This window comes from Algibacter pacificus (assembly GCF_008033385.1).
Taxonomy (GTDB): domain Bacteria; phylum Bacteroidota; class Bacteroidia; order Flavobacteriales; family Flavobacteriaceae; genus Algibacter; species Algibacter pacificus.
Window position 1 is genome coordinate 204,223 of sequence record NZ_VOGY01000002.1, and the last position, 14,273, is coordinate 218,495.

Below are 14,273 nucleotides of genomic sequence, written 5' to 3' on the forward strand. Positions count from 1 at the left end.
ATGAAAAAAGTTTTAAATATTGTCTTAATCTTAAGTATCAAGCTACTATGTTTTAGTTGTAGTGATGATGTACTTGATAAACAACCATTAGGATTAATTTCTGATGAAAGCGTATGGCAAGATGAAAATTTAGTGAATCTAAAATTGAATGAAGTTTACAAAGAGTCTTTATTTTTATTAAACACAGGTAATAAAGGTTTTAATGCTGGACTAGACGGTAATATGGCTGGTGAGTTTAAAAACTATGCTGGATGGCAAGCACCTGTTAAAGCAGCTACAGGAGTTATAGATCAAACAGGAAATCCGGCCCGAGTTCTTCAATATTGGGGTTATAGTACATTAAGGGATATGAATACTATTATTTTTAATTTAGAAAACATATCCGAGTTAGATGAAGATTTTAAAGCTGATAAAATTGCTGAAACACGTTTTTTAAGAGCCTATTTGTTTTTTCAAATGGTAAAGCGTTATGGAGGTGTGCCAATAATAACCACTCCACAATCACTTAACGATTCAGCCGAAGAGCTATTTGTTTCAAGAAATACAGAACAAGAAGTATACGATTTTATTATTAGCGAAACAGATGCTATTTCTAAAGTATTACCACCAAATCCAAGCCAAGGAAGACCATCAAAATGGGCTGCTTTAGCATTAAAAAGTAGAGCAGCATTATACGCTGGTTCTATTGGAGAGTACGGCTCAATTCAGTTAGATGGTATACTAGGAATTAATAATCCTGAAAAATATTGGCAAATAGCTTACCAAGCTTCGAAGGAAATTATTAATGAAAGTGAACATGTATTATTTACTAAATATACAGACAAAGTAAAAAACTTTCAACAATTATTTATTGAAGAAGAAGACAACCCTGAAATAATTTTTTCAGAAGCCTATGATGCTACTCTCAATTCACATAATTGGAGTTTTATAGCAATTCCACAGCCTTTTGATTCTGGTTGGGCATCAAACTTTTTCGTGTTCTATGATATTGTTGAATTATTTGATTTCGCAGATGGCACATCAGGAAAAGTCGATAGAAATAGTATAGATGGTAAAGAAATTGATGCCGATGTCTTTTTTGGAACTAGAGACCCAAGATTTATTGCATCTATTTTTTACCCAGGTTCCGCTTGGATGGGCAGTAATGTTTACTTTCATGATAATACTATAAATGCCAACGATGCCCCAGAAGACTGGGAAAATAGGGCGCCTGCAAAAAACAGAAACCTTAGTAATGGTACTGGACTTTTAGTTAGAAAACGAATTGATGAAAGTGAAATACATCCAGATGCTGGCGCAGATGATACAGATTATATAGTATTTCGGTTAGGAGAAATATACCTAAACCTAGCAGAAGCTGCATTTCATTTACCAGGAAAACAGAGTGAAGCCCTAACCGCTATAAATACCATTAGAAATCGTGCTGGTATGCCAGAAAGAAAAGAGTTAACAATGGAAAATATTCAGCAAGAACGCCGTGTTGAACTATTTGCTGAAGACCAAGCTTATTGGGATTTACGCCGATGGCGAATTGCAAAACAAGTTTTGGATGGTGTTGCTTTAAAAGGTTTAAAATATACCTACAACGGTACAACAGGTAAGTATAAGTTAGAAATTCGAAGAGGTGAATCTACTGGTTCTAGAGTTTTTCAAGACAGGCATTATTATTTACCATTAACGGTTAGTAGAACTAATGATAATCCTAATTTAAAAGAAAACCCTGGATATGAGTAAAAAAGTATAATTTTTGTTTTTAGTTCGACCAAAAAGGGCATTTTTAAAATTTATTTTTATTTATGCTCTTTTTTAAATGGTCTACTTTATTTAAGTATGCTAACTATCTACAAAAAAAAGTAAACGGAGAGTAGCCGTTATTGTAAATAAAGAATTCCAAATAGAATACAAATTTAAATTATATAGAATTTAGGTTTTAATACAAAAGGGAGCCTATTTTGATTTATTCCCCCTATGAATTGACTCATTTAACCTAAATTAAATAACACATGAATTATATATTTGAATGAATTAATTTTTGGAAGATGATGTTTTTAAGGTATTTAATAATCGTTGGCAACAATACTAAAAAAAACAGGAGTTTGCGCTTAGGTTTTGGTTTGGTAAGCCGTTATTAGTTATAAACAAATCAACTAAAATTAAATATCTCATAAATTAAATAATAAGAATCAAAAATGGAACAACAAATACGTTACTACCTTAATAAATTATATTTTCTATTACTCCTTTTTTTAGTGCTATCCTGTAACAATCATAAAAAAAATAAAATAATAGATAAAAAACCAAATATCCTAATTGTATATATGGACGATCTTGGTTTTGGAGATGTAGGATTTAATGGCGGTGAAATTGCCACTCCTAATATAGATTATTTAGCAGCAGGGGGTTTAGTTTTTGAAAATGGATACGCCACTTCTGCCACTTGTACACCAAGTAGGTACGCATTGTTAACAGGTATGTATCCTTGGCGAAAAAAAGAAGCAAAAATACTTACAGGGTCGGCACCGCTGCTTATAGATACGGCCCAAGTCACTATGCCTAAAGTTATGAAGGAGGCTGGATATGTTACAGGTATAATAGGAAAATGGCACTTAGGACTTGGAGATGGAAATATTAATTGGAATACACATATTACTCCTGGACCTAATGAAGTAGGTTTCGATAAATCTTATATAATGGCCGCAACTCAAGATAGAGTACCAACGGTATATATTAAAGATGGAAAAGTAATTAATTTAGACCCTTCAGACCCTATTCAAGTTAGCTATGAAGAAAACTTTCCTGGAGAACCTACCGCATTAGACCACCCAGAAATGCTCCAGATGAAATGGCATCATACTCATAATAATAGTATAGTAAATGGAATTTCAAGAATTGGTTTCATGAAGGGAGGGCATAGTGCTAAATGGGTAGATAGCACCATGTCTAAAACTTTTTTGAAAGAAGCACAGCGTTTTGTAGTGAATAATAAGAAAAAACCTTTCTTTTTATACTACGCATTACAACAACCTCATGTTCCAAGAACACCTAATCCAAAATTTATTGGAAAATCGGGAAAGGGACCTCGTGGCGACGTTATCGTAGAGGCCGACTGGACTCTAGGTCAACTTATGAAAACTTTGGAAAAAGAAAATTTACTAGAAAACACATTAATTGTATTTACTAGCGACAATGGGCCTGTTTTAAACGATGGTTATTATGATGACGCCGTAGAAAAAAATGGTAGTCATAAACCATGGGGCCCTTTTAGCGGGGGTAAATATAGTTTGTTTCAAGCAGGAACACACGTACCTTTTGTAACTTATTGGAAAGGAAGAATACAACCAGGAACTTCTAAAGCTCTAGTTTCTCAATTAGATTTATTGGCTTCTTTGTCAGATTTGGTAAATAAAAAAATACCACTAACAGATAGCGAAAATTTAATGAGTACCTTTTTAGGGGAAACACCTAAAGGAAGAGAAGAAGTTGTTATTGAAGCTATGTCTAGAACAGCATTAAGAAAAGGTAATTGGGTGATGATTCCCCCATACAGTGGACCAGAAATTATGAAAAAACAGAATATTAAAACAGGTAATTCTATGGAATATCAACTTTATAATCTTGGAGAGGACATTGCTGAAAAAAATAATTTAGCTAAAACTAATAAGGTTAAGCTTGATGAGATGATAGAAACTTTTAACAGCATAAAAGCTGAATAACATAAAATTTAAGATTTGGATAACAAAAACTATGATACTAAAAAAAATGGATTTTAAAAAATTAGCATTTTCAATGTTGTTAATTGGTTCGTGTATGCTTTCTGCTTGTCAGGATAAAGCTATTTCTGATCAAGAACATGATGTAGAAATTCCTGAAGAAGATGTTGTTTCAGGATCATTAGAATTTAAGCAAATGGGACCTGTTGGTGGTGGCTATCCAAATGTTGTAACCTGGGATCCAAATGTTCCTGGTAAAATTTATTATGGCGCAGATATTGGGGGAACAGGGCTATCAATTGATTATGGTAAAAATTTTGAATCTGCAGCACGTGGCTTGGGGTATAAAGATTCTCATCAAAAGATAGCAGCTCTTAACGCTATAGATGTAAATGGAAATACCATAATTGTTGGTGGTACAGGGTTTAAAGGCCAAGGAGGGGGCGTTATTTCTTCTTCAAACGGGGGAGATTCATGGGTAGAGGATTCTTCTAATATATCTTTTTCAGCACAAAACAGCGATGGACCATTACCAAAAAGAAGACCGCGGTCTACAGATCATAGTTTAATTCAATGGGTAGGTGGTTCAACTTGGGTCGCTGGAACTTATAAAGAAGGCGTATGGATTTCAAATAATAACCGTTCAAGTTGGAATAAATTAAATGTTTTTAATGGCCCCGTTTATGTGCGTTCTATGGCCATGTCTCCAATAGACGCAAATTCTGTTTATGTTGGTTTATGGGGCAATGCTTCTATGACAAATAAAGGGTTATGGTGTATAAGCAAACTAAACACTAGTAAACCAGAAGCTGTAAAAGTGTTAGAGGTGCCAGATGTCGTAGAATCTATTACTGTTTTAGGACATAGGCTTTATCTAGCTTGTGGTAAATTTGGTTTAAGAAAATTTGTACCATCAAATAATAGCTTAAGCAATATTACCGGCAGTATTGGTACATCAGTTATGGCAACAGCTATAGATGGCGTTCAAAGAACTTCGGATACCGATAGAATTGTTGTTGGTACTGGACATGGTAGTGGGGATATTTGGATTTCTGAGGATAGTGGAATGAGCTGGACTAATACAACAAATTCAGGAGTGTCTAAAAACCCATGGGGAAGTAATAAAAATTTAATTGTGTTTGATAAGCATGCAAATTGGGCTTTAGGTGGCACTAAATGCGATGTAGCCTCAATTCAAGTGTCTCCTCATAACCCAGATGCATGGGTTGTATGTTCTACTTCTGCAATTTGGACTACCGATGATGCCGGTATTACATGGCGGCCAGCCAATGGTTTTCAAATATTAACTTATCGTGATGTGGAAATAAATCAAGCGGGTATAATTGCTGTGGGAAATGTAGATCATGATATATTGTTATCGAATGACGGTGGTATTCATTGGGTATCTAAGGGGTTTGATAAGGTTACTACTGGTCATGGGCTAAAATTTTCACCTAATGGTTCAGAATTAGCCATAGCTGTTAATGAGCGAGATAATAATACAAAAAAAGGGCTATTAGGTTCAATTTCCTCTTTAGGAACAAATTCGCCGGTAGTTACTGAAATTAACAATACTACTTCACCAAAGCGAATTATAGGTTTATCTTGGGTAATTTTACCTGATTTAACCGAGCGTATTATAGCTGCTGTAGATAACGGGGGGATTAGAACTGTAGATAGAAAAGATGGTAATTGGACAGCAATGACTACGCGTACGACATCATTTATGGGGCCACAATCTAATAATGGACTAAGATGTTCTGTAGTAACAAATGGAACTTCAACCACATTTGTTTACGATAGGATGTCTGGAGTTTGGAGAACAACAGATTATGGTATTACTTGGACTCAGGTTTTAACCACAAAAGCAGGAAAAGATCAAGGCTATTTGGCTTATGATGGTGGTAAGGACATATTATACATATCTACGCCAAATCAAGTGCTTCGAGTTAATAACGCTTCAAGTTCTAATATGGTAAACAATTTATCCTTTCCGGTTAGCAATCCAGGACCATTAGACTTAGATCCTAAAGGGCGTTTAATAGTATATGCTAAACCATTAAATGCAGATTATTCAGATTGTGTTCTATACAGAAATAACACCCCAGAGCACAATGACGGTTTTTGGTTTGATATTGCAGATGATACCTTTAAAAGAGTGGCACCTTTGGTAACAGATTTAAGTGCTTCAAACAACTATTTAGTATTAGTTAGTTCTGGTAAAGGCATTTTAGTATCTCCTAATAACTAATTAAAAGCTATTAGATTATTTTTAAAAAAACCTTTTTGCGCTATAGTTTTAAAGTTAAAAAACATGAAAAAAGCATATATTATAAATAGTATTTTTTTATATTCATTTTGTTGCCTAATAGCACAAAATAAGGAAATACCATTTAAAAATCTCAAAATTTTAAAAGGGAGTACTCACGCCCATTCTATACTTTCATATTCTCATGGCGCTCATTTAAAACCGACAGCAAATTTTAAGAAGGGGGATAAAGTTATGTTTACCGACTCTCTTTTTCTAAGCCGTCCTAAAAATAAAGAAATTAAACATAATTGGCAGGCATTTCAAGGTTTGCCCGAAAAGCACTATAAGGAAGCCAAAAAAGCCAATTACGATTTTTATTGTGTAACAGATCATTCACAAGAAGAAGCGTTTTTTCCCAATAGCATAAACAATACGGCCTGGGCGGTTGCTAAAAAGCAAGCAGAAATGGCTTCAAATAATAATTTTACGGCTTTTATGGGGGTAGAACACTCAGAGAATGATAGTAATAATGGAAGAGGACATTTTAATGTTATTGGAGCTCCTTCTTATATTAATGCGCTTCGTCCAGGAGTTGATCTTCCGTATTTTTATAATTGGCTTAAAGAAAACCCAATAAATCTAAAAACAGGCCATCCCGTAGTGGTTATCTTTAATCATCCAAATAAAGAACAATTTAATAATTGGGATTACCGTGATGATGAAATCACTAAAATTATAACCTTATTGGAAATAATTAATAATCGAAAATCCAAATTTGAAGGCTATATAAACGCCTTAGATCATGGGTGGAAGGTTGCTCCAGTAGCCGGTATTGATAACCATAATTATACCGAAATTTCAGAAGCACAGGTGAGAACTTTTGTTTTGGCAGAAAATAATTCTTCAAAGGGTATTTTGAATGCGATGCGTAAAAGAAGAACCTATGCCGCTTTTGATAAGAATTTAGAGTGTCGTTATTCTGTAAACGATTCTATTATGGGAAGTAGTATTCCACAAACGAAAACCTATAAATTAAAATTATATATAAACGACCCCGATACCGATGATGATTCGGACAGAATTTCTAAAATAGATATTATAACGCGTAGAGGGAAAGTTATTAAATCGGTTGAAGCTAAAAATATTAAGCATGAAAATTACTTTAATATCACTTTAAAAAATAAAGATATTGATACCTATTTTTTTGTTCAAGTTTGGGATAACACAAAAATTAAGAATAACGAAACTGCTTCTGCTGTTGCTTGGTTGGCTCCAGTGTGGATATTAAAATAAATATGTTTTAAGAGATAAACAATAATAAAGTTAAAAAAATAAAAATGACAATTCGTAAAATTATTCTAACATCAATACTCATAGTATTAACAAGCATAGGTTGGAGTCAAACCTCATCAAAAGAAGATCAGGATATCTATAATATTATTAATCAATTAACAGAAGAAGAAAAAGTAAGCCTTCTTCATGGGTTTATTTCAAATAATAAACAAAAACGATTTGAAAGTGGCGGTATTCCTAGATTAAATATTCCTCCAATAAAGATGTTAGACGGCCCTGTTGGTTTGCGTGATTTTGATAAAAATCAACACACCACAGCTTTACCATCTACGCTAGCTTTATCCTGTACTTGGGATACCATAGCTGTTAGAAATTATGCAAATGTTTTGGCTAACGAAATGGTTTCGCTAGATAAGCAAGTTTTATTTGGACCAGGAATAAATTTAATGCGATCTCCTTTAGGAGGAAGAAACTTTGAATATATGGGCGAAGATCCTTATTTAACAGGAACTCTTGCAAATGTATATATTAAGGAGCTACAAAAACATAATATAGCTGGTTGCGCCAAACACATTGTAGCAAACGATATTGATGGTTTGCGCCATTTTATTAGCTCTAAACTAGACGAAAGAACATTACGAGAACTACATCTTTTTCCTTTTGAGAATGTTATAAAAGATGCTAATGTTTGGACTATTATGGCTGGGAACAACCTTGTAAATGGTAAACATGTAGCAGAAAACACAACCATACTTAACTCTATTTTAAGAGATGAATTGAATTATGATGGTATTGTAGTAAGTGATTGGAGAGCGGCCTATACGCCCTTAGCTAGTTTTGTAGGTGGATTGGATATGAGTATGGGAATCTGTGCTTATGTTTATGGAAACGGAGATTTATTAAAACTGGTTAATAATGGAACGATTAAGCATAAAGCGTTGAATGATCGTGTTTTTCGGGTATTAAAACTGTATCAGCGAACCGGTCTTTTAGAAAAGAAAAATAATAAAAAACCCTTTAAGGTTAATACACCAGAACATAAAAAGGTAGCTCTAGAAACCGCCAGTCAAGGTATGGTTTTGTTAAAAAATGAAAATAAACTTTTACCACTAAAAGTAAATGATTATGATAAAATAATTGTTACAGGTCCAGCTTTAAATCATGTGGCCTTTGGAAAAGGATCGAGTAGAGTAGACTCAGAGTTTTCATTAACCCCACTTGCTGGTTTAATTAGTACATATGGCAAAAATAAAATAATAGAAATAGCAGATATTGAGACGGTAGATAAAAAAACGCTCAATACATATGAAACTTTAAAATATCCGGTTTTATACTTTGCCGAAGGAGGGCAAGGCAGCGAAGGACACGATATGAAAACGTTAGTATTACCTAATAATCAAAGCGAATCTATTAAAAAATGGAATAAAAAGTTTTCAACCGCTGTAATTGTTCAATCTGCTAGTGCGTTCGAAACTAGTTCATGGGAAACTGATACAGATGCTATTTTAAGTGCTTGGTATTTGGGGCAATCAGCAGGAGATGCTATTGCACAAGTTTTAAGTGGGCAAACAAACCCTGGAGGAAAACTAAGTTTTACAATAGCTAAAAACTTAAATGATTATGCGCCACACGCTTTAGATACTTGGCCTCCTCAAGCAATTATTAATCCAGCTCCAATTAAGGCTTCTTTTAAGGCAGAAGAGCGTTTTGCTTTACATGGTTACGATATGGATTATAAAGAAGGTGTGCTTTTAGGATATAGATGGTTTGATACAAAAGGTATTAAGCCTGCTTATGAGTTTGGTTTTGGATTAAGTTACACCAGCTTTAAACTTTCAGATTTTAAAGTTGAAGTAAAAAATTCAAATAAAGAAAATCCACAAATTCATATTTCAGGAAAAATTACCAATATCGGCTCGGTTTCGGGAAGTGAGGTTATTCAGGTTTATGTAAGCGATCTGCAGAGTACTGTTATTAGGCCTACAAAAGAGTTGAAGGCGTTTAATAAAATTAAGCTAGCTCCTAATGAAAGTAAAATATTTTCTTTTAATTTAACAAAAGAGGCTTTTGCTTTTTGGGATGTGCAAACTCATGGTTGGAACGTAGAGGAAGGCAAGTTTGTAATTTCTATAGGTACATCTTCGCATCAAATAAAGCATCAAGATATTGTGAATCTGGACTAAGCTGTTAAGATTTAAAGGTTATTTTTATTCATCTTTACCCTTGTTTATTCAACAAGGGTAATTTTTTTCCTTGTAAAGGGTAACAAAACTAAATTACACTAGTGGTTATTAAAGAAAAATTAATGATGATTTTGTTGAAAATTACTTACATTATATAAGAGTGAGATGCCTAAATACTAATTGATTTTATTACTTTAGAGGCTTCATAATACTCTAAACTAGTTCATGGCATTATATCAAACCTCAGTTTTAAAACAGCACATATCTTTACAAGACAAAGACCTCGTAAATAAAGCGTATAAAAAATACACTAAGTATTTCTTAAACCCAACTATACAAGACAATATACGCAGTTCTAAAGAAGAAGAATATCAAGGCATATTTCTTACCGAACTCTTTGCAAACATATTAGGGTACACCTTAAAACCAAATGCCGATTTTAATTTAGTTGCTGAATATAAAAATCAAAATAACGCACGTAAAGCCGATGGTGCCATATTAAATAACGATGTTGCTATTGGTGTTATAGAATTAAAAGGTACAAACACCAAAGACCTAGAAAGCATACGTAAACAAGCGTTTGATTATAAAGCCAATCAAAAAGGCTGTATTTATGTTATCACCTCAAATTTTGAAAAACTACGTTTCTATATTAACGATGCTACAGAATTTGAAGAATTTAATTTATTCGAACTCTCCTTAGAACGTTTTGAATTATTATATCTATGTTTACAAAAGGATAATATATTAAATAACGTACCCTTAAACATTAAAGAAGCGTCCGTAGTTATAGAAGAACAAATAACAAAACAATTCTATAAAGACTATTCTGTATTTAAACGTGAATTATATCGCGATTTAGTAAAGCGCAATGCAAAACCTTTAAAAGCAAAAGCATCTAATGTCACCTCGAGCGCAGTCGAGAGGTCTCAAGAAGAACAACTAGAACTACAACGTTTAGAAAAAAACGTGAAGCTTACCCTCTTTAAAAAGTCTCAAAAATTAATAGACCGTTATTTGTTTATCTTCTTTGCCGAAGATAGAGGTTTACTTCCTGCAAACAGCACACAACAAATATTAGATAAATGGAAAGACGATGTAGATTTTGGCGACGATAGACCACTATACACACTATTTAAGCAATACTTTAATTTCTTAGATCAAGGAAGAGCAGGAACAGCCAAAAGAGCCGAAATATACGCTTATAACGGTGGTTTATTTAAAGAAGATAAAACCCTTGATAGTTTAGAAATTGATAGTGAACTATTATTTAAGCATACCAGTAAATTAGCAGCTTACGATTTTGAAAGCCAAGTTGATGTAAACATACTAGGACATATTTTTGAAAACTCACTAAACGAGATTGAAAGTGTAAATGCCGAAATTGAAGGTGGCGACTTCGATAAACAAAAATCTAAACGTAAAAAAGACGGTGTTTTTTACACCCCTAAATACATTACCAAATACATAGTTGAAAATACCATTGGTAAACTTTGCAACGAAAAGAAAACCGAACTAGGCTTTAAAGAAGAAGAATATTTTAAAGGCAGAAAGAACAGGCAAAAAGCAACCATTACAAAACTAGTAAACATACTAGACACGTATAGAGATTGGTTGTTGCAACTCACTATATGCGACCCCGCTTGTGGCTCTGGTGCGTTCCTTAACCAAGCCTTAGATTTTTTAATAAAAGAACATACTTACATCGATGAGTTAAAAACCAAAGTTTTAGGCGGTGGCTTACAGTTTCCCGACATTGAAAACACCATTTTAGAAAACAATATTTACGGTGTAGATTTAAACGAAGAATCTGTAGAAATCGCAAAACTATCGCTTTGGTTACGCACCGCACAACCCCGCAGAAAATTAAACGATTTAAGTAGCAATATTAAATGTGGTAATTCTTTAATTGATAGTAAAGCCGTTGCAGGCGATAAAGCTTTTAATTGGCAAGAGCAGTTTCCTAAAGTATTTGAAGAAAAAAATAAAAAAGCCTATCATATTACAACGGCCATACACGACAGTCGTACTTCCGATAGGATGGTAAAATATAAAGTAAGAGAACGCCGCGATATGGGCACAAACCCCTATCCAAATGTTATTTATTTTACTCCTGAAGACGATTTAATTATTACAAATACCATTGCAAATATTGTAAAAGAAGACCAGTTAAACCTATTGGCCTATAATATTTGTGCAGACCATATTCATTTATTATTAGTTTGCCATATAGACGACATTCCTGCTATTATGCAAAAAATAAAAGGACGCACCTCTTTTGTAAAAGGAAGCAAGGCGCAAAATAAGACGTTCAACAAGAGGCTCAGCAAGGGGCTCAACAAGGGGCTTAACAAGGGGCTTAAGCCCCTTGCGGAAGCGGAAAAAGAAAAACCAAACAAACCCTTATGGCAACAAAAATACAGCGCGCCTAAAGAAATTACCACAACCGAGCAGCTATACAATACTATAAAATACATACAAAACAATAGAGCAAAACACGAATTACCAGAACATAACAAAGACACACAACAACTTATTGATGCCATGTGTTGCACACAAGATAAAGCCTTTAATACCGAATTTTCTGGTGGCTTTGATGTGGTTATTGGGAATCCGCCTTATGTACGTAAGCAAGGGTTAATGGAACATTATCCTGAAATGTGCGATTACTATGAAAAGAAGTTTCAATCAGCAACCGCAAATTATGATATTTATGCATTGTTTATGGAGAAGTGTTATTATCTAATAAATAATTTAGGTATGGTTTCTTTTATTTTGCCTCATAAATTTTTAGTGGCTGATTTTGGAGAAGGTATTAGAAAGTTTTTTAAAGAAAATACGGCTGTATCGAATTTAGTACACTTTGGGTCTGAAATAGTTTTTGAAGAAGCTTCAACATATACTTGTATTGTAGATTTAACTAAAACAGTAAAGCAAAAAGTGAACTTTAAAAAACTATTACCAAGTGAAGTTTTTGAGCCTTTTATTTGGGACACAATGTCTTATTCTAATTTATCAGAAAAAAATTGGGATTTACAAAGTGAACAGGTTTTTGATGTAATTGATAAGCTAAAAGAACAGCCTTATATTGTTGGAGATATTTTTAATACAATTTTTCAAGGACTAGCGACAAGTCTCGATTCTGTTTATGTTTTTGAAGGAGTTGACAAAGGAAGCTATGTAAAAGGATATAATTCTAAATTTGATTATCACTTTGAAATTGAAAAATCAATAGTCAAACCATTTATTAAAGGTAATGAAATATCAAAAAATAAAAATTTAAAAAATATACATTACGTATTATTTCCTTACGAAAATGGTACAGCAGTAAGCGAAGAATATATACAACGGGAATTACCTAAAACGTATTCTTACTTAAAACATTTTGAAAAGGAAATACGAGGAAGAGAGAGAGGTAGAATGGATATTGATGAAGGTTGGTATTTATATATTTACCCTAAAAGCTTGACTAAATTTGGTAAACCTAAAATAATGACACAAGAAATTTCTTTAGGCTGTAATATGACTTATGATGAAAACGGAGAGTTTTATCATCCTACAACAATTTATTCCTTTGTTAAAAATGAAAAATTCAAAGTTGATGATAAGTACTACTTAGGGATATTAAATTCTAAAGTAATGTGGTTTTTTCTAAAAAACACAGGAACAGAGTTACGTGGTGGTTATTTTAGATTTAAAACTAATTACTTAAAACCATTTCCTTTACCTGAAATTTCAGAAAATAATCAAGAATTAATTGATAAAGTAAATTTTCAATTAGATAACAATAAAATATTTCAAGCTCAAAATAATAAGTTTATAAAATATTTAGATTCTCAATTCAGTTTACAAAAACTATCCAAAAAACTACAAAACTGGCACGAATTAGAATTTGGCGACTTCATAAAAGAGTTAAACAAAGCCATAAAAGCAAACAATAAACTACGTGTTAAAGAGGATTTAGCAGAAATACCAACCCTAACCAAAAAAGATGAGTTTGAATGGTTAGACCTCTTTGAAGAAAACAAACAAAAAGCACAAGCCTTACAAACCCAAATTAACCAAACCGATAAAGAAATAGACCAAATGGTGTATGAGTTGTATGGGTTAACGGAGGAGGAAATTAAGATTGTGGAGAATTCTTAAAATAATAAATAAGAATGTCTATTCATTTTGATTCATAAACACAAAAAACCATAGAAACTGGGTGAGTAAATAGCAATTGTAGAGAATAGCTAAATGGAAATATGGACTTGCAAACAAAAAACGAGACAATGCGTTGAGTGACTATGCTGCTAATTCGTGATGCTACATATCTAATTCAAATTCACTAATGCTTCGGTTTTCTAAAAAGGAATAATTTTGTTTATTATTGTATCATGTTTCTATCTATTTAAAGATAGATAATTCGGCTTCAAACCTTCGTTTATAAGTGTGTTGATATACCCTTTCTACTTTTAATGATTTAGAAAAGGACGCTATCTGTGGTTGTTTTAAATTTACGTTTTCGTTTAGCAAACAAATAATTAGCGCTCATGATATTGGCTACTTTAAGATATCACGCTCTAATTCGGCTTCTTTTAAAGCCTTTTTTAAACAATCTATCGCTTTCTCTTCATTAGATATTTTAGGCTTACCCCAACCAGGAAAACTGTTTTTACAGTAATTTTTTAATTCTTTACGCCAACCATAAAGCACAGACGGTAAAATGTATAAGTTTTCACTGCCCTGCTTTACATTGCCTTTACATAACTTAATACTACAGCTTTTGCTTAAATTTTAATGTGTAGTTTCGGGTTACTTCTCATAATAGCTAAATTAATAACGCACAAACAA

Annotated in this window: 6 protein-coding genes and 1 pseudogene; 6 read left to right on the forward strand and 1 reads right to left on the reverse strand. The window is 33.0% G+C overall.

The features are described from left to right. The 6 genes from FQU21_RS03875 to FQU21_RS17830 all read left to right on the forward strand — a co-directional run bounded on the left by FQU21_RS03875 (position 1) and on the right by FQU21_RS17830 (position 13,583). On the forward strand, positions 1-1,734 hold the full coding sequence (locus FQU21_RS03875) for a RagB/SusD family nutrient uptake outer membrane protein (protein ID WP_147676717.1): 1,734 nt from the start codon (positions 1-3) through the stop codon (positions 1,732-1,734). Positions 1,735-2,189: 455 nt separating this feature from the next. Continuing rightward, complete coding sequence (locus FQU21_RS03880; RefSeq protein WP_147676718.1) at positions 2,190-3,713, forward strand: sulfatase-like hydrolase/transferase; 1,524 nt, start codon at positions 2,190-2,192, stop codon at positions 3,711-3,713. A gap of 31 nt (positions 3,714-3,744) precedes the next feature. Further along, positions 3,745-5,961 (forward strand): hypothetical protein, encoded by a 2,217-nt coding sequence (locus FQU21_RS03885; RefSeq protein WP_147676719.1) that lies wholly within the window; start codon positions 3,745-3,747, stop codon positions 5,959-5,961. Between the two features lie 63 nt (positions 5,962-6,024). Further along, entirely contained in the window at positions 6,025-7,254 is a 1,230-nt protein-coding gene (locus tag FQU21_RS03890; RefSeq protein WP_147676720.1) for a CehA/McbA family metallohydrolase domain-containing protein, read from the forward strand. 44 nt (positions 7,255-7,298) lie between these two features. Continuing rightward, on the forward strand, positions 7,299-9,437 hold the full coding sequence (locus FQU21_RS03895; RefSeq protein WP_147676721.1) for a beta-glucosidase: 2,139 nt from the start codon (positions 7,299-7,301) through the stop codon (positions 9,435-9,437). Between the two features lie 225 nt (positions 9,438-9,662). Further along, a complete protein-coding gene (locus FQU21_RS17830; protein WP_147676722.1) occupies positions 9,663-13,583 on the forward strand; it encodes an Eco57I restriction-modification methylase domain-containing protein in 3,921 nt (1,306 codons plus the stop codon). Between the two features lie 402 nt (positions 13,584-13,985). Here the strand turns inward: FQU21_RS17830 and FQU21_RS17850 are convergent. Then, a pseudogene (locus FQU21_RS17850) lies at positions 13,986-14,269 on the reverse strand (transposase); the annotation flags it as partial. Between the last annotated feature and the right edge of the window lie 4 nt (positions 14,270-14,273).